This window comes from Mesorhizobium sp. M1B.F.Ca.ET.045.04.1.1, assembly GCF_003952465.1.
Taxonomy (GTDB): domain Bacteria; phylum Pseudomonadota; class Alphaproteobacteria; order Rhizobiales; family Rhizobiaceae; genus Mesorhizobium; species Mesorhizobium shonense.
The window spans coordinates 4,674,507-4,699,145 of the sequence record NZ_CP034448.1 but is presented as its reverse complement, the minus strand read 5'-3'; the positions used below and the strand labels follow the sequence as shown (position 1 = coordinate 4,699,145).

The following is a 24,639-nucleotide window of genomic DNA, read 5'->3' as shown; positions in this document are numbered from 1 at the left end:
CCGCAACCGCATCGCCGCCTCTGCCTTTTCGATCATTCGGCGCCGAGCATTAGCCGCGTTGTCGGAGCCCGAAAGCGTTGCCGATGTCTGCGGGTAGCGGAGTCAGTGTAATCTCCCACAACACCGCCTCCTCAACCGTGCGCAATGGTAGCTGCCCGTCATAGCCTTCTTCCCAAGTCTCGCGCACTACGGTGAAGCCAAACGAGCAGCCCGCCACGTCGCGACGGCGCACAGGTATGGAGTCGTCTGCGTAAAGTGTGAAGTCCAGCCCGACACGGTCGGGGCGAAGCTCGAGCGTGCCGGCCGCCGTTCTACCAAGAACACGATCGTAGTTATGATTCCAGAGCGCAAGCACGTCTGGGTATTCGCGCAAGCTCTTGTCGAAGGCGCCTGGGGCGGTCTTCTCGCGGAACGCCCCGGCAATGTTGGTTTCGCTGTTGAAGACGCCGGCGTAGCCGGAAATAAAATCAGCCATTCCGCTTTGCCCGCCGCTCCATTATTGCCAACTGAATTCGTTTCGCGATGAGTGCTGGGGTTTCGTCGCTACGGGGCGCCCTTGAAATGCCCGGCGTCCAGTTCATCCCTGGGAATGGCGGTGGCGCCGGCGTGGGGTCGAGAAAGGCTTGATCGTCAAGCGCTTCTCACCGATTGCCCCCTCGCGGGAAGGCACTGCTCACGCCGGCAGCCATTTTGTGAAGCGCGTATAGTCGTCAGCCGTTCGGATAGTAGCCGCCGTCGGCGCCGTCACCCATATAGGTTCCCTGGCCGGTGGCATTCTGAAGCCGCTGATCCAGCTCGTTGATCTGCCCCAGCTTCGAACGGCCTGAAGTCGACGCGGTGTGCTGGATGGTATCCGCCCGCTGCATCAGGTCGCGGGCCTGGTCTTGTGTGATCTTGCCGGCCGCCCTGGCTTGACGGATCCCCTGCCTCACATTGAGCAACTGCTCCACCGCCGCTCTCGCTTGCGGGTCCATCGGCACCGATGCCGTGGTCATGGTGTCGACCTGTGCCCTGTGGTGACGGTGCACCGCATAGGCGCTCGAAAGCGGTATGGCCGCGAAGACCGATGCGGCAATAATGATTTTTGGCACGAAAGAGCGCATGATGACATCTCCCTATGACGAGGAAGCGGGTATACCGCTTTTCCTCCCAAATGGGCCGTCCGGTCGCGTCGTGTCGCGGTGCAGCCACTCACCGCCGGCGGTTCTCGGCCCAGGGACGACATATAGAGGCGCCCCGGCATTGAGCTGGAGACGGGAACGCAAACGTTATCCGATGTGATCGAGCGTTGAATCGTGGCTGCACATACGCTGGCTATCCGGTCGGTTTGGGCGAATACGGGGCGCCGCTCGGTAGTGCATGTCGCGCAAAAGCGCGACGCGCTTTAAGCGGCCTGTGCTCCACCTTCCCCTGAACTGCCTCAAGAAAAGTTGGCTGCCACTAGGCCATAGCTGTCGTCGTCTTTTTCAGGATGCCTCACGTGCCTGCTTTCCCGTTCTCCGAAGCGAACCCGATTCAATATCCCGGTCCCCCGCCGAAAAGTTCGGATGTGGTGATTATCGGCGGCGGTGTCATCGGCGTGACGACGGCGCTTTTTCTTGGGCGGCGCAATTTCCCGGTGACGCTGGTTGAAAAGGGGCGGATAGCGGCCGAGCAATCCTCTCGAAACTGGGGATGGATCAGAAAGCAGGGGCGCGATGCGGATGAGCTGCCGATCGTGATCGAGGCATCGCGTCACTGGCGGCAACTGGCTGAGGAATGCGGCGAAGACATCGGCCTGAAGCAGACAGGTGTGACCTATCTGGCAAGCTCGGACGACAAAATGGCCGGCTTCGAAGAATTCATGAAGATCGCCGCCGCCCATAAGATCGATACTCGCCTTCTGAACGCCCAGGAAACCGCTGGTCTCATCGAAGGCATGTCAGGCAGTTTCAAGGGCGCGATGACGACACCTTCCGACATGCGGGCGGAGCCTTGGGTGGCCGTGCCCGCGCTCGCTCGGCTTGCGGCCCGCGAAGGCGTCAAGATCGTGGAGAATTGCGCGGCGCGAACCTTGGAAATCTCGGCCGGCAGGGTCAGCGGCGTGTGGACCGAGGCGGGTCACATTGAGACCTCCAGCGTTCTGCTCGCCGGCGGTGCGTGGTCTTCCCTGTTCCTGAGAAGACATGGCGTTTCCATTCCCCAGCTCAGTGTCAGGTCGACCGCCGCGGCAACGGAGCCGATGCCTGAAATCCATGCAGGTGCCGCGGCAGGAGAGCATATCGCCTTCAGACGCAGACAGGATGGCGGATACACGCTGGCCCCGGGAGGCAGCCATTTGCTTTACCTGGGGCCCGACGCATTCCGGCACGCAACGAAATACCTTCCCGCCCTCATGGCCAATCCTTTCGGCTCACGCTATTCGCCGGCCGCGCCGGCGGATTACCCGGACGGCTGGTCGACGCGGCGTCACTGGGCGCCGGATTCCCAAAGTCCTTTCGAAAGAATGCGGGTGCTCAATCCGGCTCCCGAACGTTCCGGTCTGCGTGCGATCGAACGCAATTTCAGGCGCCTGTTCCCGCAGCTCGGGGCGGTCCGCCTGAAGGCGAGCTGGGCAGGCATGATTGACGCGATGCCAGACGTCGTCCCCATAGTGGATCGGGTGCAGGCGATCGCCGGCCTTATCGTCGCGACGGGCATGAGCGGTCACGGCTTCGGCATCGGGCCGGGAATCGGTCGGGTCGTCTCCGACATGATCCAGGGAAATGAGATCGGGCACGATCTGACCCGCTTTCGCCTGTCGCGCTTTTATGACGGCAGCGCCATTCGGCCAGGCCCGGCCCTTTGAGCGTTCTGCAGCCAAGCGGGATCGCTTGACGCCTCAGAAATGCGGGCAAACAAAGAGATAGAGCACGGCGCTGAAGCTCCGCTCGTTGCTGATGGCGCCGAATATCGTGCTGGCTCTCGAAGTCCTTGCGCCGGAACCATTCCGCCATTGCCTCGTTCCGCCCAAGGGCCGAAAACGGGAGAGACAGATGGCTGTGAGATGTCGCGTTTCGATTGATGACGCCAGGGATGTGGACGAGCTCGCGTTCCAGGAACTGCCGCGGGTGGGTGAAAGCGTATCCATGCCCGTCGAAGGATCAAATATGGACCTTCGCGTTCTGCGTGTCGTGCATATGCCCGGCAGCGAGCAAGGCGCAACGACGAAGCTGGAACTGACCAGCAAGATCCTTTGAGCAGCATCCCGTCTTTCTGGCTTACTCGCCCAATATGACGCCGGAGGCGACGATCTGGGCGGTTCGCGCGGTGAGCTTCTCGCGCTTTACGAGCGTAGGCTTTTCATAGGGCTTTTTCATCGCGCCGTTCCGGAACCGGGCTGCCTTGTGGTTGGTCAAGACAGTGAACGCGCTCGCATCGCTTGCGTTCCGGGCGGTGAGATCTCGCAGGCTTCAGCCGAAGCCAGTCTTCAAGCCCTCGCCAGCAGCGCCTCGACTTCCCGGAGCGTCGGCATGGAGGGCGCTGTCCCCGGGCGCGTCACCGAAATACCAGCGACGGCGCAGGCAAAGCGCACCGCCTCAAGCGGCTCGATCCCTTTCGCAAGTGCTGCCGCCAGGCCGCCATTGAAGGCGTCGCCCGCTCCGGTGGTCTCGACCACCGGGCCGGCATTGACGGCGCCGACATGGTCGGAACGGTCCTTGGTGTGCAGCAGCGCGCCCTTCTCGCCAAGCGTCACGATAACGGTGCCGACCCCTTTCGCCAGCAGATTGTCGGCGGCGCGGCGCGCATCGTCGATCGACGAGACTGTGATGCCGGTCAGTCCTTCGGCCTCGGACTCGTTGGGCGTGACGTAGTCGCAGAGCGTGTAGATGCGCTCCGGCAGGCTGGCTGCCGGCGCTGGATTGAGGATCGTCGTCACCCCTGCCCCGCGCGCGACCTCAAGTGCCTTCAATGCTGCGTCGATCGGCTGCTCGAGTTGGGTAACGAAGACACCGGCCGAGCGGATCAGGCTGGCATGCGCCTCTATATCGGTGGGCGAGATCAGCATAGCCGCACCCGGACTGACGATGATGGCGTTGTTGCCGCTGCCCTCTTCCACAAAAATGTAGGCCGCGCCCGTGTAGCTGTCCGGCGTTTCGATCGCGGCGCTTTTCACGCCCGCTGCTTTCCAGGTCTGCCTGGCCATGTCGGCGAAAGCATCGACGCCGAGCCTCGTCAGGAAAGTGATGTCGGCACCGAGCTTGCCGGCGGCCACGGCCTGGTTCGAGCCCTTGCCGCCCGGCCCGAGCTTGAACGAGTTGCCGAGGATCGTCTCGCCCATGCGCGGCTGGCGGTCGGCGCGATAGGCGGTGTCGGCGACGAAGACACCCAGGATAACGACGGGCTTGCCGGCGGCCATATCCCTACTCCGCGTCCGGCGGAATGACGCCCTTGCGGAAGGCGAAGCAGCCATAGAAGCGGCGTTCGCCTGTCTGGATGACGCAGTAGGCCTTCTTGGCGCGCTCGTAGAAGGCGTAGCGTTCGATCGAGATCATCGGCCAAGCCTTGCCCTCGGCCGCATCGATCTCCTTCTGCACCTCCTTCTGCACCGGCGGGATCTCGTTCGGCTTGCCGACGATCTCCATTCGGGCGGCCGCGTCGTTGACGAAGCTGTCCAGCGGATAAAGCGACAGAACCGCCTTCGCCACCTCGGCCGCCGGCGCATCGATGCGCAGCAGCTTGCCGAGCACGGTCTGCTTGGCAACGGAGTCGGATGGGAAATTGGTGTCGGCGATGATCAGGTCGTCGCCGTGGCCCATCGCCCGCAGCGCCTGGAGCACGTCGGCATTGAGCAGCGGATTGATCCCTTTGAGCATGGTTTCCTCTTGGAAGTCTGTTTGCGGTCTGGAGCAATTCCAGGAAAAGTGTGAGCGGTTTTCCGTCCGGAATTGCGTAAGGCTCTAGAGACGCTTGCCGGTCCCTGCGTCGAAGAGATGGACGTGATCGAGCCGCGGCCTGAGCTTCAACGTATCTCCCGGCTTGAAGTCGTGACGCTCACGAAACAGCGCCACCATCTCGCCCTCGCCGAAGCGCACGAACACCAGCGTCTCCGAGCCTGTCGGCTCGACCACCGAAATCGTGGACGCGACGCCGTCGGGATGGATTTCCAGGTGCTCCGGCCGCACACCGTAGACGACGGCCTGTCCGTCCTCGGTCGAAATGCCGGCAGGCATCGGAAAGGCCGAGCCTGCAATGTCGACCACGGGCTTCTCACCCTTTTTCAGGGTGCCCTTGAGCAGGTTCATCGCCGGCGAGCCGATGAAGCCGGCGACGAACAGATTGGCAGGCCGGTCGAACAGTTCCAGCGGCGCGCCGACCTGCTCGATGCGGCCATCGCGCATCACCACGATCTTGTCGGCCATGGTCATGGCCTCGATCTGGTCGTGCGTGACGTAGATGGTGGTGGTCTTCAGCCGCTGGTGCAGTTCCTTGATCTCGGTGCGCATCTGCACGCGCAGCTTGGCGTCGAGGTTCGAGAGCGGCTCGTCAAACAGGAACACCTGCGGATTGCGCACGATGGCGCGGCCCATGGCGACACGCTGGCGCTGGCCGCCGGAAAGCTGGCGTGGATAGCGCTTCAGATAGGGGGCAAGGTCGAGGATGTCGGCCGCCCGCTTCACCCGCTCGGCGACCACGACCGGATCGGTGCCGCGCAGCTTCAGCGCGAATGCCATATTCTGCTCCACCGTCTTATGCGGATAGAGAGCGTAATTCTGGAACACCATCGCGATGTCCCGCTTTGCCGGCGGCAGGTTATTGACGACGCGGTCGCCTATCGAAATCGTTCCGCCCGAGACCGTTTCCAGACCCGCCACCATCCTCAAGAGCGTGGATTTGCCGCATCCCGAAGGGCCGACCAGCACAACGAATTGGCCGTCGGCAATGTCGACGCTGACCTCATGCAGAACCTTGACGGTTCCGAATGCCTTGGCCACATTGGTGATAGCGACTTGAGCCATCGTCTCCCCTATCTTTTTCGGTGAAGCTAGCCATTGCCAACGGCAAGGGCAAGTCGGTATCTTATAGATAAAAAGCCATTCTTGTTGACAAGGTAATCGATTACGCGAATAGTTGCGAGTGCCAATCCGACAGCCGGTCCCTGTCCCGGAAAATCGGAGTTCCAGGCGACGCAGGGTGGGGTCCCACGTCCCCCTATGGTATAGGAGAACCACAGACGTTTCGGCGTACGAGATTGGCAATTCAATTCGCGACTGAAGTTCTGGGAGGAACCTTGAGATGAGAGTCGATCTTTACGAAAAACTAGTGCGCGCCGGGGCGACCCGCCGCGATTTGTTGAAGGGCGCCGCCAGCATGGCCGCGCTCGCCGCGGCGTCCGGCGCCGGGCTCGGCGCGCTGACGAGGCCGGCTGCTGCGGCCGACGATCTGCGCGCGAAACTTCTGCAGATACCGGGCGTCGGCAAGGGCCAGCCGACGGATGCCGACTTCCAGAAAGTCGGCGAACTTTGCCTGGAAGCGACCAAGGCCAACGTCAAGGAAGGTGAATTCGCCGGCGTCGAACTCACCTTCATGGGCCTCAACAACCAGAACCTGCATAACGTGCTGTTCCGCGGTTTCCTGAAGCCGTGGGAAGCTTACACCGGCGCCAAGATCAATTGGATCGATCTGGCACAGGCCGACTACAATCCACGCCTGCAACAAGCCATCGCAACCAATACGATCGATTTCGATATCCTGGAGATGGGCGCGCCCTTCGAAGGCGATGTCTGCGGCAAGGGCCTCACTTCCGAAATGCCGGACTGGGTCAAGAAGCAGATCGACATGGATGACCTGGTGGCGTACCTCAAGCCGCCTGTCGGCACCTGGAACGGCAAGCAGTATCGCGTGACCGTCGACGGCGATACTCATAATTTCAACTACCGCACCGACGTGTTCTCCGACGCCGATCTGGCGGCAGCCTGGAAAGCCGACTCCGGCGACAAGGCAGGCCTGGCGGAATGGGGCGTGCCGAAGACCTGGCAGCAGGTGCAGGCCGTGACCAAGTTCCTCAAGGGCAAGCAGGTGAAAGGCCAGGACGTCTATGGCTACCTCGACGCGCCCAAGCCCTGGGGCGGCTTCGGCTTCTACTTCCTCGGCAGCCGCGCCAGCGCCTATGCCAAGCACCCCGACGACAAGGCATGGCTGTTCGATCCGGACACAATGAAGCCGCGGGTGAATAACCCGGCCTGGGTGCGGGCGATTCAGGATGTGATCGACGCGCTGCCTTCCGAGCCGCAGGATCAAATCAATGCCGACCCGAACCAGACTGCGTTCAGCCAGTTCCTTGGCGGCACAGGTTCGATGGTAGCTTGGTGGGGAGACGTCGGCTCGAACGTCAAGACCAACGACTCCTCGGTCGTTGGCGACGTGACCGGCTTCTCGATCCTGCCGGGATCGGACGACGTCTATAATTCGAAGACCGGTAAGTGGGACAAGCTCGCCAGCGGACCGAATTATGCGCCGAACTGCGCCTATCTGGGCTGGGGTGTATATGTCATGGCCCGCGTCGACAGCGACGAGAAGAAGAAGAAGGCGGCATGGTCGGCGGCGGCCCATCTCGGCGGCAAGGATTTGTCGCTGTGGTGCGCGGCCTATCCATCGGGCTTCCAGCCCTACCGCAACTCCCATTTCAACATTCCGGAATGGGTGGCGGCCGGCTATGACGAGGCCTTCATCAGCTCGTATCTGAAGTCGGAAGGCGACTCTTATAACCATCCGAACGCGGCGATCGAGCCGCGCATCCCCGGCATCTTCCAGTATTACAGCGCCGCCGAGGACATCCTGGCCAACACCTTCGCCGGCAAGATGAAGGCGCAGGAAGGGGCCGACGCGATCGCTGCCGCCTGGGAGAAACTGACCGACCAGATCGGCCGCGAGAACCAGATCAAGCTCTACAAAGCCTCCCTCGGCATGTAGGCTGTCTCAGGAGAAGTCGCGGCCCGGCGACAGCTCGTCGCCGGGCCGTATGTTGACCGGCTCTGGCCGGTGGTTGAGCAAGAGGCGACAGGCGTGGCTGACCAGACTTCGACCGCCAATGCGTGGCCGGCAAATTCCACAGCGGCCGATCTGATCCCGCCCGGCCGCAAGCGCCTCGGCTGGGCTCTGCTGACTGCCGCGACGCTCGTGCTGCTGGCGGCGATCGTGATGCAGATCCTCTACAAGACCGAAGTCGACACGGTCGGCTTCTATACTTGGCGCCCCGTGGTCTACGCCTATGTGCTGTGGGGCGTAGCACTTGGCGCCTGGCAGGTGCTGACACGCGGCGAGGACGGCCAGCGCGCGCTGTTCCTGCTGCCGGCGCTGCTCTTCACCATTGCCATGGTGATCTTCCCGACGCTGTTCGGCTTCTATATCGCGCTGACCGACTGGAACCTCAGCTCCTTTTCCGGCCGCAGGTTCAACGGGCTCGACAATTTCTGGCAGATGCTGGGCGACCCCTACTACCGCAATGCGCTGTTCAACATGGTGCTCTATGTGCTGGCGGTTCTGGTCGAATATGTCATCGCCTTCGGATTGGCGCTGCTGCTCAACGCGCAGATCCGCGCCAGGAAATTCTTCCGCGTGGTCTTCCTGCTGCCGCTGATGCTGTCGCCGGTCGCGGTTTCCTGGATGATCGGCAAGTCGCTGATGGAATACCGCTTCGGACCGGCGGCGACGCTGGCGCGGCATCTCGGCTGGGACAATCCCGCTTTCTTCTCTGACCCGGTCATCGCGCGCATCTCGATCATGGTGCTCGACGCCTGGACCTTCATCCCGTTCATGATGATCATGCTGCTCGCCGGCCTGCAGGCCATGTCGCGCGAGGTGATCGAGGCGGCTCGCGTCGATGGCGCAAATACCTGGCAGACCTTCTGGCAGGTAACCTTCCCGCTGATGCTTCCGGTGTCGGTGACCGCGGTGATCCTGCGCATCATCTTCAAGCTCAAGCTTGCCGACATCATCATCACGGTGACGTCCGGCGGCCCCGGCGGCGCCACCGATTCCGTTTCGAGCTTCATCTACCGCGAGTATCGCGACCGCTCGAATGTCGGCTACGGCACCATGCTGGCCATGGCCTATCTCGTCATCATCATCGTGTTCGTCACCTGGCTGCTGAAGCTCGCCAGCCGCTTCGTGCGCAACGTCAACTGAGCGGCATCATGAGCGTCCAGACCACCGACTACACCGTTTCCGAGATCCGCTCACCGGCGGGCTTCATCACCAGCCGCGTCTTCATCTATGGCGCGCTGGTGTTCTGGTCCTTCGTCTGCCTGTTCCCGATCTACTGGACCATCACCACCTCCTTCAAATCCGCGGTCGACGTCACGCAAGGGCACCTCATCCCCTTTGTCGACTTCCAGCCCGACTGGAAAGGCTGGCGCTCGCTCGGCCTGTCGCCGGATTCGATCTTCCAGACCTCGACCGTGCGCGACGAATTCCTCAAGCGCTTCATGAATTCGGTCATCACCTCGGTCGGCGCATCGAGCCTCGCCATTGTCATCGGCAGCCTCGCCGCCTACGGCCTCACCCGCTACCGCTATCACTTCGCCTGGTTCAAGAACGAGGACATATCCTTCTTCTTCCTGTCGCAGCTGATCCTGCCGCCGGTCGTGCTGGCGCTGCCTTTCCTGGTGCTCTACCGGGAAGTGGCGCTGCTCGACACACGCATCGGGCTCGTGCTCCTCTACACGCTGATGGTGCTGCCGATCGTCATCTGGATCATGCGCGACCAGTTCAACTCCATTCCCGTCGAGCTTGAGGAGGCGGCGCTGGTCGACGGCTTGTCGATCTGGGGCGCCTTCTTCCGCATCGTCATGCCGATCGCGCTTCCCGGTATGGTCGCCGCTTTCATCCTGGCTATGGTGCTCTGCTGGAACGAGTATTTCTTCGCTGCCCTTCTCACCTCGACCGATGCCAAGACCATCCCCGTCATGGTGGCGAGCCAGACCGGCTCGCAAGGCATCAACTGGTGGTCGATGGCAGCCCTTGCCACGGCGGCGATTGCGCCGCTGGCAATCATCGGCATCGCGCTCGAGCGTTATCTCATCATGGGCATGACGGCGGGCTCGGTGAAATAGCGAGGACTCGACCGACACCTCACGCATGTCGCCCAAAGCGGGCCGGTTGGTCCGCCGCTATATAGCTTCGGCTGGCGCAAAGAAGCAGTTCTCGTGCTCCTCGGTCGGATGCAAGCAGATGTGAAAGTTGTCATCACCGGACGGAATGACACTGTCGTAAGGAACGAGATAGCGGTTCTGGTGAGTGACCTTCCGATGATCTCCCGGCCGCAGGATGATCACGAAGCCATCCGGGCTTGGCGTGACAGTGGTGCTGGGGATACTGCTGCATTCGCCTGTCATTGAATCGCCGTGACAGCAGGCCGGCGGATAAGTCCAGCCACTGCCGGCGCTGTGCGCAAACGCAGAGACATCCTGGAGCGCTGCAGCCGTGGCGACTACGCCTGCAAACCTCGCTCCGCGTCGTATCCCGGCCGCGTTCACTGAAAGCCCCTGAGGCTCCGAGCACAATTGGCGCTACAATATACCTTATTCTGGCTTGCTAATATATTGGTTAGAGGACTTCCTGATATCCTCCTTCAAAAAGAACCCGACTAAAGCATGTCTCCCGAAAGTGGGAACCGGTTTCGGGACAAAGACATGCGAAAATCAAAAACCTAAAGCGCATGGAGCGAATCTGAAAGATCGCGACGCGCTTTAGGCAGAAAGCGTCGTCCGCAAATGCTCCAGGATCATGGCGACGCCCTTTTGCCCGAGCTCGGCCGACGCCTCCGGCGCGCTCTTCGTGTACCAGCCGGTATTGTCCGCGAAATGGGCTGCATCCACCGCTTCGGGGCATAGCGCCAGCATCAGCGACGTCTCGCCGATGCCGGCATGGTCGAACGGGTATTTGCCGCTCATGGCGGCCGGCATCAGCGGATGCACCTGCACCCAGTTGAAGACGTTCTCGCCCTGGGCATGGCCGGCATAGTAGTCGGCCATCTTGTCGGAGCCCCACCAGCCCTCGCCGCGCTCCATTTCCAGGAAGCGGAAGATCGCCTGACGGCCGGCGGTCTTAAACGCGAGATCGGTCGGCATGCCGGCAACGAAATTCTCGGTCTGGTGATGGATGATGGCGTGGATGTTGCGGAAACCGATGCGCAGCAGGCCGTAGAAAAGCTCCTCGGCGAAGGGCGCCAGCACCGGACCGCCGACCTGCACCGAACCGCTGCCTTCCGGTGGCGCCACGGCATAGCTCGCCGCGCCATAGTAGAACGGCGGCAGGATGACGATGTCCCTCTCCTTCTCGAACAATTCCAGGGTTTTGATCACCACCAGAGTGTCCATGCCGACCGCCATGTGCTCGCCGTGATATTCGAGCACGCCGAGCGGCAGCGCGACCAGCCAGTTCCCCTCGATCGCCTTGCGTATCTGGTGCGGCAGCATCAGCTCGTAGCGCATGTCCCTACTCCATGTTGGTGTGCCGGGCGCGCATTGCCTCCGCCGTCGCGCCGGTCAGCGCCTTGAGCTTCAGCACCATCACCTCGAACAGCAGGAACAGCGCCCCTTCGAACAGCGAGCCCATCGGCAGCACCGAAGTTTTTGCCGCGCCCTGGTCGCTGGCCATGGTCTGGGCCGGAACGAGCAGCGTGAAGTCGGCGAGCTTCGCCGCGCTGCCGGCCGGTTCGGCCGTCAGCAGCAGCACCTTGGCGCCGGCCGCGCGGGCCACCCGCATCAAGGCGAGAACGGTGGTGGTCTCGCCCGGCCCGGAACTCGCAAGCAAGACATCGCCCTGCGCGAGCGGCGGCGTGGTCATGTCCCCGACCACCGCGACAGGCAGGCCGAGATGGTGGAGCCGCATGGCGAAGCCTTTGACCTGCAGCGCTTCGCGGCCGCAGCCATAGACGACGATCTTGCCGGCGCCGGCAAGCATTTCGCAGGCGGCGTCCACCCGGCCGTCATCGACGCGCCTCACCACGGCGCCAAGCTCGTCCAGCGCGATCTCGAATATCTCCGACCCGGCTTGCGTCATGTCAATTCGTCCTGTCTGCCGAAGGTTGGAAACACTTGATTTTGTTCATGCTATCACCGCGAAAATTTGCGTCCAAGGAGCCTCGGCGCTTTTGCTGTACCGCCAGCGTGATAGTGTCATGTCAGACAAATCAATCCGGGACATCGTGAGCTATGAAGACACGGCATTTCGACCGCATCGGCAATGGCGGCATCACCTTCACCGAGCTCGGCTTCGGCACCGCGCCGCTCGGCAACCTCTACCGCGCCGTCTCCGATGAGGACGCCCATGCCACGCTGGAGGTGGCATGGGAGACCGGCTGCCGCTACTTCGACACCGCGCCTCTCTATGGCCTCGGCCTGTCGGAAACCCGGCTCAACCCCTTCCTGCGCGGCAAGAAGCGGGATGACTACGTGCTGTCGAGCAAGGTCGGTCGCATCATGCGCGTCTGCCCGCCCGACCAGCGCACCGGCATCGGCAAGTTCTTCGACACACCCTCGCGCAGGGAAGTCTACGACTACAGCTATGACGGCGTGATGCGATCCTTCGAGGCCTCGCTGGAGCGTCTCGGCGTCGATCGTATCGACATCCTCTACGTGCACGATGTCGACATCTTCACCCATGGCAGCAAGGAGGCGTCGGACCTGCGCATCGAGGAATTCATGTCCTCTGGCTATTACGGGCTGCTTTCGCTGCGCGACCAGGGCGTGATCAAGGCCTTCGGCGGCGGCATCAACGAGTGGCAGGTCTGCCAGACGCTCGCAGAGCGTGGCGATTTCGACCTCTTCCTGCTTGCTGGCCGCTATACGCTGCTCGAGCAGGAAGCGCTGGGCTCGTTCCTGCCGCTCTGCGAAAAGCGCGGCATCGGCATCGTTCTCGGCGGCCCTTACAATTCCGGCATCCTGGCGACGGGGCCGAAGCCTGGCGCTTTCTATAACTACACCGAGGCGCCAAAGGACGTGCTGGACCGCGTGGCGCGCATCGAGGCGGTCTGCAAGCGCCATGGCGTGCGGCTGATCGAGGCCGCATTGCAGTTCCCGCTGCAGCATCCATCCGTGATGTCGGTGATCCCCGGCGGCCAGCGGCCGGCCGAGGTCGAAAGCAATCGCGCGCTGCTTGACGTCAAGATCCCGGCGGCCCTGTGGGCGGATCTCAAGCAGGAAGGCCTGATGCGCGCCGACGCGCCGACCGCCTGACTGCAGATATCCTGCCGCCGCAGGGCAAAAGAAAAGCCGGGCAAGCCCGGCTTTTCTGGCTTTTCTGATAAAGAAAAAAGGTCTTAGTTGACCGCGTCCTTGAGGCCCTTGCCGGCCGAGAACTTCGGCACGGTGCGCGCCGGAATCTTCACTTCCGCGCCGGTCTGCGGATTGCGGCCGGTCGAAGCAGCGCGTTTTGACACGGTGAAATTTCCGAAGCCGACAAGCCGGACATCGCCGCCCTTCTTCAGTTCGCCAGTGATCACGGAGAACACCGCATCGACGGCGGACTGCGCATCAGCCTTCGAAATGCTTGCGGAGTCGGCGACAGCGGACACCAGTTCGTTCTTGTTCATCAAAATTCCCTTCCATGAGAAAACCGGAACTACGACTCATCCGGCAGGAAACGGACTTTAGAAAGAAGCGTTGAGGAACCCAAGCCGAAAACCGCAGAATTCCGGGCTTTTCTGCACTTTTTCGGAGATTTTTCACATGAAAAAGCCGGGCTGGAAGCCCGGCTCTCTCTTTGTGCGCTGCAACGTTAGAACATTCTAATGAGCAAGCGATTTCCCGGCATCGTCGCCGGCATCCACGCCGGTTGGTGGAACCACCGGCTCGACCCACTCGATCGGCTCCGGCATCCTGACCAGCGCGTGCCTCAGCACCTCGCCGACCCGCGACACCGGAACGATCTCCATGCCGTTCTTCACATTGTCCGGAATCTCCGCCAGATCCTTGACGTTTTCTTCCGGGATCAGCACCTTCTTGATGCCGCCGCGCAGTGCGGCAAGCAGCTTCTCCTTCAGACCGCCGATCGGCAAGATGCGGCCGCGCAGCGTTATCTCGCCGGTCATCGCCACATCAGCCCGGACCGGAATGCCCGTCAGGACCGAGACGATGGCCGTGGCCATGGCAGCACCTGCAGACGGACCATCCTTCGGCGTGGCGCCTTCCGGCAAGTGCACGTGGATGTCGCGCTTGTCGAACAGCGGCGGCTCGACGCCGAAATCGATAGCGCGCGAGCGGACGTAAGAAGCCGCCGCCGAGATCGATTCCTTCATCACGTCGCGCAGGTTGCCGGTCACCGTCATGCGACCCTTGCCGGGCATCATGACACCTTCGACCGTCAGCAGCTCGCCGCCGACTTCCGTCCAGGCGAGACCGGTGACCACGCCGACCTGATCGTCAGCCTCGACCTGACCGAAGCGGAAGCGCGGAACGCCGAGATAGTCGGCAAGGTTGTCCGCGGTGATCTTCACCGTCTTCTTCTTCGTCTTCAGGATCTCGGTCACCGCCTTGCGCCCGAGCTTCATCAGCTCGCGCTCCAGGCTGCGCACGCCGGCTTCCCTTGTGTAGGTCTGGATGATGCCGCGGATCGCGTCCTCGCCGACCGAGAACTCGTTCGGCTGCAGGGCGTGGTCGCGGATCACCTTGGGCATCAGGTGCCGCTTGGCGATCTCGATCTTCTCGTCCTCGGTATAGCCGGCGATACGGATGATCTCCATGCGGTCCATCAGGGGCGCAGGGATGTTCAGCGTGTTCGCCGTCGTCACGAACATCACGCTCGACAGGTCGTATTCCACCTCGAGGTAATGGTCCATGAACGTCGAGTTCTGCTCCGGATCGAGCACCTCGAGCAGGGCCGACGACGGGTCGCCGCGGAAGTCCTGGCCCATCTTGTCGATCTCGTCGAGCAGGAAGAGCGGATTGGACTTCTTGGCCTTCTTCATCGACTGGATGACCTTGCCGGGCATCGAGCCGATATAGGTCCGCCTGTGGCCGCGGATCTCGGCCTCGTCGCGCACGCCGCCGAGCGCCATGCGGATGAACTCGCGGCCGGTCGCCTTGGCGATCGACTTGCCGAGCGAGGTCTTGCCGACGCCGGGCGGGCCGACGAGGCACAGGATCGGCCCCTTCAGCTTCTTCTGGCGGCTCTGCACGGCGAGATACTCGACGATGCGCTCCTTGACCTTGTCGAGGCCGAAATGGTCGGCGTCGAGCACGTTCTGCGCGAAGGCGAGATCCTGCTTGACCTTGGAGTTCTTGCCCCACGGGATCGACAGCAGCCAGTCGAGATAGTTGCGCACGACGGTGGATTCAGCCGACATCGGCGACATCGACCGCAGCTTCTTCAACTCGGCTTCCGCCTTCTCGCGGGCCTCCTTGGAGAGCTTGGTCTTCTTGATGCGCGCCTCGATCTCGGCGGCCTCGTCGCGGCCGTCCTCGCCCTCGCCGAGCTCCTTCTGGATCGCCTTCATCTGCTCGTTGAGGTAGTACTCGCGCTGCGTCTTCTCCATCTGGCGCTTGACTCTGCTGCGGATGCGCTTCTCCACCTGCAGCACGGAGATCTCGGCTTCCATGAAGCCCATCGCCTTCTCGAGACGCTCCTTGATGGAGAGCGTGGCGAGCATTTCCTGCTTCTCGGGGATCTTGATGGCAAGATGCGAGGCAACAGTGTCGGCGAGCTTCGAGTAATCGTCGATCTGGCTGGCCGCGCCAACAACTTCGGGCGAGATCTTCTTGTTCAGCTTGACGTAGTTTTCGAAGTCGGTGACGACCGAGCGGGCAAGCGCTTCGATCTCGACCTCCTCCTCCTCCGGCTCGACCAGCGCGGTGGCGCGGGCTTCGTGGAAGTCGGCACGGTCGGTGAACGAGACGATCTTGGCGCGCGAGGCGCCCTCGACCAGCACCTTCACGGTGCCATCGGGAAGCTTCAGGAGCTGCAGCACATTGGCGAGCGTGCCGATGTCGAAAATGGCATCGGGCTCAGGATCGTCGTCGGCTGCATTCATCTGGGTGGCAAGCAGGATCTGCTTTTCCTGACCCATCACTTCTTCCAGCGCCTTGATCGACTTTTCGCGCCCGACAAAGAGCGGGACGATCATGTGCGGGAACACGACGATATCGCGCAGTGGGAGGACTGCGAAAACGCCGTCGCCGGAAGCCTTGGATATCTTGGCCATTGTCCAACCTTTCATGTCGCGGCCGCTAATTTTAGCCAACCGCGAATCTCATATTAACGACCGAGTGTCGTTCCGCCTACCACCGTTTGTGACGGGAGTTTTACAGCACAGAATTCGGCGCTTCGGCCTTCCGCTGTTAGGTGGATGCGGGCGGGGCAAAGATCAAGGGTTAACATGGTCCGCTCATCCACTCCGTCACCTGCCGATACCCCTTCACAGCAAAACGGCGCCACGCGGGCGCCGTTCCATGAAAAAATGTCGAGTCAGCTGCCATGTCAGGCGCTGACATTGCCCTTCTTTTCCTTCTGCTCGGAATAGATGTAGAGCGGCCTGGCATTACCCGAGACCACCTCTTCCGAGATCACCACCTCGCGCACGCCTTCCAGCGCCGGCAGCTCGAACATGGTGTCTAGCAGGATCGCTTCCATGATCGAGCGCAGGCCGCGCGCGCCGGTCTTGCGCTCGATGGCGCGCTTGGCGATCGCCGAAAGCGCGTTCTCGTGGAAGGTGAGATCCACATTCTCCATCTCGAACAGCCGCTGATACTGCTTGACCAGCGCGTTCTTCGGCTCGGTCAGGATCTGGATCAGCGCCGGCTCGTCGAGGTCCTCGAGCGTCGCCAGCACAGGCAGACGGCCGACGAATTCGGGGATCAGGCCGAATTTCAGCAAATCCTCGGGCTCGACCTGGCGGAACAGGTCGCCGGTGCGGCGATCCTCGGGCGAGGCCACCGTGGCGCCGAAACCGATCGAGGTCTTACGGCCGCGATCCGAGATGATCTTGTCGAGGCCGGCAAAGGCGCCGCCGCAGATGAACAGGATGTTGGCGGTGTCGACCTGCAGGAACTCCTGCTGCGGATGCTTGCGGCCGCCCTGCGGCGGCACGGAAGCGACCGTGCCTTCCATGATCTTCAGAAGCGCCTGCTGCACGCCCTCGCCCGACACGTCGCGGGTGATCGAGGGGTTGTCGGACTTGCGCGAGATCTTGTCGATCTCGTCGATATAGACGATGCCGCGCTGGGCGCGCTCGACATTGTAGTCGGCCGACTGCAACAGCTTCAGGATGATGTTCTCGACGTCCTCGCCGACATAGCCGGCTTCGGTGAGCGTCGTGGCGTCGGCCATGGTGAAGGGCACATCGATGATGCGGGCGAGCGTCTGCGCTAGCAGCGTCTTGCCGCAGCCGGTCGGACCGATCAGCAGGATGTTCGACTTCGCCAGCTCGACGTCGTTGTTCTTGCCCGCATGCGCAAGACGCTTGTAGTGGTTATGGACGGCTACCGACAGCACCCGCTTGGCGTAGGGCTGGCCGATGACATAGTCGTCGAGGACCTTGAGGATCTCCTGCGGGGTCGGCACGCCCTCGCGCGACTTCACCATCGAGGTCTTGTTCTCCTCGCGGATGATGTCCATGCAGAGCTCGACGCATTCGTCGCAGATGAAAACCGTCGGACCGGCAATCAGCTTGCGCACTTCGTGCTGGCTTTTGCCGCAAAACGAGCAATAAAGCGTGTTCTTTGAATCACCGCCGTTGTTGCTGACCTTGCTCATTTTTCTGTCCTTTCACCGCCTGCCTGCCGATCGTCTGGCTGCATGGGCGTCTCACCAATCTATCGCGGGAATCCGCCACCGCCAGTGTTCCGGCTCACACAGCGCATTCCGTACGAAACCCAAATCAGAAAACGCGACAATGATTCGCAGCAACCCCATGCAAAGCTAAGCCGTCGAAAATCAACATAGCCTTAACGTAGGCAATCCCGACCTTTGAGGGAACAGGCAATTGTGGCCGAAATGCCGCAAGCCGCGCCAAAAGCGCGTTATCCCGCCATTCAGCTGCCAATCAGAGCCTACGCGGCGGCGGTTTCGCCCAGCTCGCGCGTCGTGATGACCTTGTCGATCAGACCAAAGTCCTTGGCCTCGTCGGCGGTCATAAAGTGGTCGCGGTCGAGCGTCCGCTCGATCTCGTCATAGCTCTTGCCGGTATGCTTGACATAGACCTCGTTCAAGCGGCGCTTCAGCTTGATGATGTCCTGCGCATGACGTTCGATGTCCGAAGCCTGACCCTGGAAGCCGCCGGACGGCTGATGGACCATGATGCGCGCGTTCGGCGTGGCAAAGCGCATGTCCTTGTGGCCGGCGCACAGCAGCAGCGAGCCCATCGAGGCCGCCTGGCCGATGCAGAGCGTCGACACGGCAGGCTTGATGAACTGCATGGTGTCGTAGATCGCCATTCCCGAGGTTACGACACCGCCCGGCGAGTTGATGTACAGGTTGATTTCCTTCTTGGGGTTCTCCGCCTCGAGGAACAAAAGCTGTGCACAAACCAGCGTCGCCATGCCGTCTTCGACCGGGCCGGTGATGAAGATGATGCGTTCCTTCAAGAGGCGGGAGAAGATGTCGTAGGCGCGCTCGCCGCGATTGGTCTGTTCGACCACCATCGGAACGAGGTTCATGTAGGTTTCGACGGGGTTCTTCATGGACTACCCTTATTGGATGGATTCCGGCGCCATTAAATATGAGAAATTGGGCGGAATCGGTTCTGGATCGTTAGGTCCTAAATAGGATGTCGGCTCACCCTAGCGCAAGGCCGCCCCTCCTAGCCATCTGGTTAAGTCGAATCAAGCGCCTCGGCCCAAAGGAATGCCGGCGGTTGCGCCTGAAAAATATCCGAGATCGGAGAGCGTGACGCCAAGGTAGCAGTTTCTTAACCGCCCTGCTTAACGACAAGCCCTGAAATCCCTGTCCGGCGGCGGACCTTCCGATACACTCCTGCGTTGAACCGGCGTCATTTTTCAACGGGGGGAATGTCATGTTTCGCCAGAGTTCCATTCGCAAGAGCTCCGCATCGCTCGCCACAGCCAGCCTCGCAATGCTTGCCACCGTGTCGCAAACCGCCGCCGGCGGCCGTACGCTCGAATGCTACGAGCCGGTGCGCCGGCCTGCGCTTTACGACACCGTCTACGAAGACGTGATGGTGAGCCCCGGCGGCCAGATCGTCGACTACGACCCGCCGATTTACGGCACGAGCGAAGGCTTGGAGCAGATCGCCCCGCCCCGCGTCGCCTATGAGGTCGTGCCAGCCGTCACGCGCACCGTCTACCACACGGTCAAGGTCGACGATGGCGGCTACGCCTGGGAATGGCGCGTCATCCATGGCCGCAAGGTGCTGTGCAAGGTGTGGCGCAAGGCCCGCTACGCACGGGTTGCCGAAACCGTGATCGTCGAGCCCGAGCGCGTCCGGCGCGTCGTCCTTCCGGCGGAATATGAAGGCGTTGCCCGCGAGGTGCTGGTGCGGCCTGAGCGGCGGCGCATCGCGGAAATCCCGCCCTCATACCGGACGGTAGCGCATCGCGTGGTGGTGCGGGAAGGCTCGACCCGCTGGCGGCGGGTGCATATCCCGCGGCACTGCCCGGACTAGGATCGACCGGAATCGTTTGCATCTGCGGACGGCAAGCCGATCTTTCGGCATTTCGCTGGTCCTACCCTATGGTAGCTTCGACATCGAACCAGCGGACGCGACGAATTGCCAGGAACCCGATGAATGCGGCCTTCAGACATCCCCGTTGTCGGCATGCTGCTTGCTGGCGACCGATCGTACCCGAGCTTCGGCTCTTTCTGCGACGCAATCCGAGAACTGGGCTACGGGGACGGTGAGAACATCCAGATCGAGCCCCGCTTTGCCGACGGTCATCTCGATCGCCTTCCAAGCCTTGCAGCCGAGCTCGTTCAGCGCCGAGCCAAGATCATCGTCGCCATTGGGGCTGTGAGCTACTTGGCTGCTCGCGAAGCGGCGCCCGATTTGCCGATCGTCTTTGCCATCGTGCTCGATCCGGTATCGGCGAAAATCGTCCAAAGCGCCGAGCGGCCCGGTGGCCACACGACAGGATGCACGAACTTCGACCCCGGCCAAATCGGCGAGCAGGTGCGGATGTTGAAGCAGGTGGTGCCAGACCTGAAATGCCTGGCGGTTTTGGGCGACGCGGGGGTTCCAGATATCCTGCCGAAGCTTTCGAAGGCCGCCGCCGAAGCGGAAGGGCTCAACATCTCCGTCCACCTGCTTGGCCGCGAGGAAGACCTGGAGACTGCCTTCGCCGCATTCGCGGCCGCCGAGGCGGGCGGTCTGCTGTGCCTGGAAGTTCCGCGAACCACGACATACGGGGCCAAGATCGTCAAGATGGCGAACGACGCCCGGCTGCCCGCCATCTTCGGCAGGGATCATGCAAGATACGGTCCGCTGATGGCCTACGGCACGAGCCTTGCCTCTGCCGCGCGTCGAATGGCCAGCCAGGTCGACATCATCCTCAAGGGAGCCGACGCCGGCGCGCTTCCAGTCGAATATGTCCGCCGGCCCGAGTTGATCGTGAATTTGAATGCTGCGCGGAAAATGGCAGTCACGTTCCCCGATCGTCTCTTGAGGTTGGCCAGCCAAGTCGTCGGATAACTGCCGGGGTGGGTGCGATATGGCTTAAGCCACCTCCGCTCGCAGCCTTCCTTGACTTAGGAACGTCGCCGCCCGCCCGGCTGGCCGGAGGAGGCTCGACCAACTGGCGGAGGGTACACATCCGGCAGCATTGCCGGACTAGGGAGCAATTCGCTGGGAGTCGCTTAGGCCAGGTCGATGTCGAGGATCGCCATCGAGAAATTGTAGTCGCCGTCGTCCTCGTCCTTGAAGACGATGCCGAGGAACTCGTCGCCGACATAGACCTCGGCCGAGTCCTCCTTGCGTGGACGCGCCTTCACCTGCAGCTTGGGATTCTGGAAGACGCGCTTGAAATAGGCGTCCAGCTTTCTGATCTCGTCGGGCTTCAAAGTCTTCTCCGAATGCGGCTGTTCGTTGGGACGCGCTTCTGACACGCCGACGATGGCGATGTAAAGGCAAGCGGGCAGGATAACACGGGACAGCCGGCACGTGAAACGGCAGCCGGAATCCGGCCGCCACCGATGACGGCCGAATTCAGATGTCGAAGCTGACGACGTGGTCCATCGTCTGCGAGGGCAGGAGCTGGTCCATCTGCCGCGAAGGCTGGTCGCAGCCGGTCTCGCCGACGACACGCGCCGGCACGCCGGCGACCGTCTTGTTGTGCGGCACGGGCGACAGCACGACCGAACCGGCCGCGATCTTCGAACAGTGGCCGATCTCGATATTGCCGAGGATCTTGGCGCCGGCCCCGATCAGCACGCCGCGGCGGATCTTCGGATGACGGTCGCCGCTGGCCTTGCCGGTGCCGCCAAGCGTCACGCCATGCAGGATCGAGACATCGTCCTCGATCACGGCCGTCTGACCGACGACCAGGCCGGTGGCGTGGTCGAGGAAGATGCCCTTGCCGATACGGGCGGCCGGATTGATGTCGGTCTGGAACACCGAGGACGAGCGGCTCTGCAGATAGAGCGCAAAGTCCCTGCGGCCCTGGTTCCAGAGCCAGTGCGCCAGCCGGTGCGTCTGGATGGCATGGAAACCCTTGAAATAGAGCACCGGCATGATGAAGCGGTCGCAGGCCGGGTCGCGATCATAATAGGCCTGGATGTCGACGCGCACCGTCGAGCTCCACTCGGGATCGTCGGCAAGCATCGCCTTGAAGGTTTGCCGGATGAGGTCGGAGCCGATATCCTGATGTGCCAGGCGCTCGGCCAGCCGGTGGATCACCGCTTCCTCCAGGCTCTCCTGGTTGAGGATGGTGGAATAGAGGAAGGCGGCAAGCAGCGGATCGCGGTTCACCGCTTCCATCGCCTCATCGCGGATCGAACGCCAAATCGGGTCGACCGGCTGCACCATGCTGGGGCGGGCTATCATAACGCTGTTCATCGGCGGTCTCCGGCCTGCTCATTCATCCGGCGGCACATATAGGCCAGATCATAGCATGGTTGAACTCAATTTTCCTTAGTGCTTTGTCAAATGGACTTGGTTCACGGAAATTCAAGCCGCGATGGAAAACGAACCCTTGATCGACGATGTGCTCAAAACCGAGCTTTCCGCGCTCTATCAGGCCGGGGACCGGCACTATCACAGCCTCGTTCATATCGAAGCCATGCTGGCGCTGGCCGGAGAATACCGGCGCTTGCTCCATGACCCGGAGGCCGTCAAGGCTGCGATCTGGTTCCACGACGCGATCTATGACAGCCGCGCCAAGGACAACGAGGCGAAAAGCGCTGATCTGGCGAAGAAAAAGCTCGCCGGGCGCGCCAGTCCCGATCGCATCGCCCGCATCGCGGCGATGATCGACGCCACCGCCACGCATCAGTTGCCGCAGTTCGGCAACGAGAAGGCGACAAGCGACGCAGCCCTGTTCCTCGACATGGACCTGGCGATCCTTGGCGCCGAGCCGGGTGCCTTCGATGCCTATGAAAAGGCCGTCCGGCGCGAATATGGCTGGGTCGAGGAGCCGATGTGGCGCGCCGGCCGCGCGGCGATGCTGAAGAGCTTCCTCGCTCGCCCGCATATCTTCCACACGGCCGAGTTCCGGCAGCGTTTCGAACCCCGGGCAAGGCAGAATCTGGAACGATCGCTCGCGGCGTTGGAGGATTGACCAGCCCTAATCGGGAAAGGTTTCCATCCGCTGCTCATAGGCCTTGAAACCCGCCCGGCCATAAACCGACTGCGCCGCCGGATGATCATAGGTATCGGTGTGGAGCCAGAGCCTTTCGGGCTGGTGCGACCATGCCGCGCGCAACGCCGGCTCGAGCAGGAGCGGCCCCAGCCGCCGCCTCTGGAATACAGGAACCAGCCCGAAATGAACGAGTTCGACGGCCGGCTGGCCGACATCGTTGAACTCGCAGAAGCCGGCGGCTTCGCCGTCGACGCGCAGCCACATGGACGTGTGTCGAAGTGCTGGCGAGCAGCGTTTCGAGCTCAGCCTCGGGCATACGCAAGCGCTGGTCCCACTGCACTGGGCCGCCGACGGCGCGATAGAGGCTGACATAGCTCGGCAGATCCGGTAGCTCGCGCATGACGACGGCACCGGGTATGGGTGCCGCAAGCGGCTCGCCGGACGGCGGCTCGGTCATCTCCATATAGGTGACGAGAAGATCGACCATGATCGTTTTGAGCCAAGCCGTGGCGCTTAAAGCGGATTTTCGGCGTAGAACTCGAGCACGCGCTGCTTGAAGCTCTTATCGCCGACGGCAAGCATGTGGTCGCGGCTCTCGATGTGAAAGGCTTTGGCGTTCGGCATCAGCGCGGCCAGTTCGTCGGGCGAGCCGGCGATGTCGTCCCTGGTCCCGACGGCAATCAAGGTCGGCTGGGCAATGCGCGCGACATCGTCCTCGCTCATAGATGCGCGCGAGCCGACGATGCAGACGGCGAGCGCCCGGCGGTCGCTGCGCGTCTGGTCGGCGAAAGCGCGAAACGAGCGGCCGCGCGCATGGCTGATCGTGCCGGGGTCCTCGGCCAGAAGCGCATCGGCGATCGGGTCCCAATCGCCGACGCCGTCGACAAGGCCGATACCGAGGCCGCCGAACACCAGCGTCGCCACCTTGTCCGGATTGGACAACGCCATGAATGCGGATACCCGCGCGCCCATCGAATAGCCCATGACATGGGCGCGTTCGATGCCGAGATGATCGAGCAGCGCGGCTGCGTCCGAGGCCATCTTGGCTGGCGTGTAGTCGGCCTCGTCGTAGCTTTTCGATGAGGAGCCATGGCCGCGATTGTCGAAGGCGATGGCGCGGTACCCGGCGTCGTTCAGCGTCTTGAACCAGCCGGGCGAGACCCAATTGACGTAGTGGCTGGAGGCGAAGCCGTGGATCATCAGCACAGGATCGCCCTCTCCGGGCGCGGGCTGGCGATCGAGATAGGCAAGTTCGAAGTCGTCGTGGGAAAAATATTGCATCGGCGCTGCCGCAGTCAGTTGGAACCGGCGCCCGAGCCCTGGGCGATCGCAGGGTGGCGCAAGAGGTCGCCGTCCTTGAGACCGTCCTTCGCGGCCGTTCCCGCCTTCAGCTCGAGCACGAAGCTCACCGGCTGTCCGGGCGAGATGATCGCCTCCGACTCCGGTTCGCCGCGCTTGATGGCCTTGATCCTGCCGTCCTGGCCGATAAAGACCAGGTCGAGCGGCATCGGCGTGTTCTTCATCCAGAAATTCACCTCGCCGGGCCTCTCGAACACGAAGAGCATGCCGTGATCGTCGGCCATGTCTTTGCGAAACATCAGCCCGGCCTCGCGCTCTTCGGACGTGTCGGCGATCTCGATGGAGAAAGAATGCGTGCCGGAGCCGGTCACCGCGACCAGCGGCGTCGGATCGACCTGCAGCATCATGGCCTGGCCGTCCGCTGAGCTCGGGTTCGAGGTGCCGAAATAGGAAGCCAAAACGATGGCGACGCAAAGCGCGCCTGCAGTCAGCCAGTTGCGATGAGCCATTATGATACCTCGTCCAGATCTCGTCCTAGACCATGATCCACGCGAGTGGAACCGGTTTTCGGACAAGATTGGCCTCGCGGGGAGATAAGGCTTTCCAGACGGTGTCTGGAAAGTCCCAAGATCTG

General features: G+C 62.2%; 26 protein-coding genes. 9 read left to right on the top strand and 17 right to left on the bottom strand.

Annotated elements, in window-relative coordinates; translation table 11 throughout:
- Positions 1–49: 49 nt before the first annotated feature.
- Positions 50–475 (bottom strand): HK97 family phage prohead protease, encoded by a 426-nt coding sequence (locus EJ071_RS23100; protein ID WP_245459952.1) that lies wholly within the window; start codon positions 473–475, stop codon positions 50–52.
- A gap of 235 nt (positions 476–710) precedes the next feature.
- Complete coding sequence (locus tag EJ071_RS23095) at positions 711–1,103, bottom strand: hypothetical protein (RefSeq protein ID WP_126099937.1); 393 nt, start codon at positions 1,101–1,103, stop codon at positions 711–713.
- 377 nt (positions 1,104–1,480) lie between these two features.
- Between EJ071_RS23095 and EJ071_RS23090 the strand changes: the two genes are divergently transcribed.
- Entirely contained in the window at positions 1,481–2,827 is a 1,347-nt protein-coding gene (locus EJ071_RS23090) for an FAD-binding oxidoreductase (RefSeq protein WP_126099936.1), read from the top strand.
- An 85-nt stretch (positions 2,828–2,912) separates the two neighbouring features.
- Positions 2,913–3,218, top strand: coding sequence for a hypothetical protein (locus EJ071_RS23085; protein WP_245459951.1), 306 nt, complete (start codon positions 2,913–2,915; stop codon positions 3,216–3,218).
- A gap of 21 nt (positions 3,219–3,239) precedes the next feature.
- Here the strand turns inward: EJ071_RS23085 and EJ071_RS38670 are convergent, their stop codons facing one another.
- From EJ071_RS38670 to ugpC, 4 genes are all read right to left on the bottom strand, one after another.
- Positions 3,240–3,338, bottom strand: a complete 99-nt coding sequence (locus EJ071_RS38670; RefSeq protein ID WP_189394066.1) for a putative RiPP precursor — start codon at positions 3,336–3,338, stop codon at positions 3,240–3,242.
- A gap of 110 nt (positions 3,339–3,448) precedes the next feature.
- A complete protein-coding gene (gene rbsK / locus EJ071_RS23080; protein WP_126099935.1) occupies positions 3,449–4,378 on the bottom strand; it encodes a ribokinase in 930 nt (309 codons plus the stop codon).
- A 4-nt stretch (positions 4,379–4,382) separates the two neighbouring features.
- Positions 4,383–4,835 (bottom strand): RbsD/FucU family protein, encoded by a 453-nt coding sequence (locus EJ071_RS23075; protein ID WP_126099934.1) that lies wholly within the window; start codon positions 4,833–4,835, stop codon positions 4,383–4,385.
- Between the two features lie 84 nt (positions 4,836–4,919).
- Complete coding sequence (gene ugpC / locus EJ071_RS23070; protein WP_126099933.1) at positions 4,920–5,978, bottom strand: sn-glycerol-3-phosphate ABC transporter ATP-binding protein UgpC; 1,059 nt, start codon at positions 5,976–5,978, stop codon at positions 4,920–4,922.
- 277 nt (positions 5,979–6,255) lie between these two features.
- Here ugpC and EJ071_RS23065 point away from each other — a divergent pair, with 277 nt between their 5' ends.
- The 3 genes from EJ071_RS23065 (at position 6,256) to EJ071_RS23055 (ending at position 10,073) form a co-directional block, all read left to right on the top strand.
- Positions 6,256–7,932 carry a sugar ABC transporter substrate-binding protein gene (locus tag EJ071_RS23065; protein ID WP_126099932.1) on the top strand — a complete coding sequence of 559 codons (1,677 nt, stop codon included), beginning with the start codon at positions 6,256–6,258 and terminating at the stop codon, positions 7,930–7,932.
- A 93-nt stretch (positions 7,933–8,025) separates the two neighbouring features.
- Positions 8,026–9,147 (top strand): sugar ABC transporter permease, encoded by a 1,122-nt coding sequence (locus tag EJ071_RS23060; protein WP_126099931.1) that lies wholly within the window; start codon positions 8,026–8,028, stop codon positions 9,145–9,147.
- Positions 9,148–9,155: 8 nt separating this feature from the next.
- Complete coding sequence (locus tag EJ071_RS23055) at positions 9,156–10,073, top strand: carbohydrate ABC transporter permease (RefSeq protein WP_126099930.1); 918 nt, start codon at positions 9,156–9,158, stop codon at positions 10,071–10,073.
- A gap of 636 nt (positions 10,074–10,709) precedes the next feature.
- Here the strand turns inward: EJ071_RS23055 and EJ071_RS23045 are convergent.
- Positions 10,710–11,453, bottom strand: a complete 744-nt coding sequence (locus tag EJ071_RS23045; protein ID WP_126099929.1) for a creatininase family protein — start codon at positions 11,451–11,453, stop codon at positions 10,710–10,712.
- Between the two features lie 4 nt (positions 11,454–11,457).
- A complete protein-coding gene (hxlB, locus tag EJ071_RS23040) occupies positions 11,458–12,024 on the bottom strand; it encodes a 6-phospho-3-hexuloisomerase (protein WP_126099928.1) in 567 nt (188 codons plus the stop codon).
- 152 nt (positions 12,025–12,176) lie between these two features.
- Between hxlB and EJ071_RS23035 the strand changes: the two genes are divergently transcribed.
- Complete coding sequence (locus EJ071_RS23035; protein ID WP_126099927.1) at positions 12,177–13,199, top strand: aldo/keto reductase; 1,023 nt, start codon at positions 12,177–12,179, stop codon at positions 13,197–13,199.
- Positions 13,200–13,282: 83 nt separating this feature from the next.
- Here EJ071_RS23035 and hupB read toward each other — a convergent pair whose 3' ends face one another.
- The 4 genes from hupB to clpP all read right to left on the bottom strand — a co-directional run bounded on the left by hupB (position 13,283) and on the right by clpP (position 18,638).
- Positions 13,283–13,555, bottom strand: a complete 273-nt coding sequence (gene hupB, locus EJ071_RS23030; RefSeq protein ID WP_027166452.1) for a DNA-binding protein HupB — start codon at positions 13,553–13,555, stop codon at positions 13,283–13,285.
- A gap of 195 nt (positions 13,556–13,750) precedes the next feature.
- Positions 13,751–16,162 (bottom strand): endopeptidase La, encoded by a 2,412-nt coding sequence (gene lon, locus EJ071_RS23025; protein ID WP_126099926.1) that lies wholly within the window; start codon positions 16,160–16,162, stop codon positions 13,751–13,753.
- Between the two features lie 275 nt (positions 16,163–16,437).
- Entirely contained in the window at positions 16,438–17,712 is a 1,275-nt protein-coding gene (gene clpX, locus EJ071_RS23020) for an ATP-dependent Clp protease ATP-binding subunit ClpX (RefSeq protein WP_059185169.1), read from the bottom strand.
- Between the two features lie 296 nt (positions 17,713–18,008).
- On the bottom strand, positions 18,009–18,638 hold the full coding sequence (gene clpP / locus EJ071_RS23015; RefSeq protein WP_126099925.1) for an ATP-dependent Clp endopeptidase proteolytic subunit ClpP: 630 nt from the start codon (positions 18,636–18,638) through the stop codon (positions 18,009–18,011).
- A 332-nt stretch (positions 18,639–18,970) separates the two neighbouring features.
- Here clpP and EJ071_RS23010 point away from each other — a divergent pair, with 332 nt between their 5' ends.
- Together EJ071_RS23010 and EJ071_RS23005 are read left to right on the top strand one after the other, a co-directional pair.
- Positions 18,971–19,579, top strand: coding sequence for a hypothetical protein (locus tag EJ071_RS23010; RefSeq protein ID WP_189521185.1), 609 nt, complete (start codon positions 18,971–18,973; stop codon positions 19,577–19,579).
- Between the two features lie 123 nt (positions 19,580–19,702).
- Positions 19,703–20,602, top strand: coding sequence for an ABC transporter substrate-binding protein (locus EJ071_RS23005; RefSeq protein ID WP_126099924.1), 900 nt, complete (start codon positions 19,703–19,705; stop codon positions 20,600–20,602).
- 164 nt (positions 20,603–20,766) lie between these two features.
- Here the strand turns inward: EJ071_RS23005 and EJ071_RS23000 are convergent, their stop codons facing one another.
- Both EJ071_RS23000 and cysE read right to left on the bottom strand, forming a co-directional pair.
- On the bottom strand, positions 20,767–20,970 hold the full coding sequence (locus EJ071_RS23000; protein ID WP_027166457.1) for a DUF3126 family protein: 204 nt from the start codon (positions 20,968–20,970) through the stop codon (positions 20,767–20,769).
- A gap of 145 nt (positions 20,971–21,115) precedes the next feature.
- On the bottom strand, positions 21,116–21,964 hold the full coding sequence (gene cysE, locus EJ071_RS22995; protein ID WP_126099923.1) for a serine O-acetyltransferase: 849 nt from the start codon (positions 21,962–21,964) through the stop codon (positions 21,116–21,118).
- Between the two features lie 121 nt (positions 21,965–22,085).
- On the opposite strand from cysE, the gene EJ071_RS22990 reads away from it, so the two are divergent.
- On the top strand, positions 22,086–22,685 hold the full coding sequence (locus tag EJ071_RS22990; RefSeq protein WP_126099922.1) for a hypothetical protein: 600 nt from the start codon (positions 22,086–22,088) through the stop codon (positions 22,683–22,685).
- 6 nt (positions 22,686–22,691) lie between these two features.
- Here the strand turns inward: EJ071_RS22990 and EJ071_RS39575 are convergent, their stop codons facing one another.
- From EJ071_RS39575 to EJ071_RS22975, 3 genes are all read right to left on the bottom strand, one after another.
- On the bottom strand, positions 22,692–22,970 hold the full coding sequence (locus EJ071_RS39575; RefSeq protein ID WP_245459950.1) for a GNAT family N-acetyltransferase: 279 nt from the start codon (positions 22,968–22,970) through the stop codon (positions 22,692–22,694).
- A 249-nt stretch (positions 22,971–23,219) separates the two neighbouring features.
- Positions 23,220–23,987, bottom strand: coding sequence for an alpha/beta hydrolase (locus tag EJ071_RS22980; protein ID WP_126099921.1), 768 nt, complete (start codon positions 23,985–23,987; stop codon positions 23,220–23,222).
- Positions 23,988–24,001: 14 nt separating this feature from the next.
- Positions 24,002–24,514 (bottom strand): DUF192 domain-containing protein, encoded by a 513-nt coding sequence (locus tag EJ071_RS22975; protein ID WP_126099920.1) that lies wholly within the window; start codon positions 24,512–24,514, stop codon positions 24,002–24,004.
- Between the last annotated feature and the right edge of the window lie 125 nt (positions 24,515–24,639).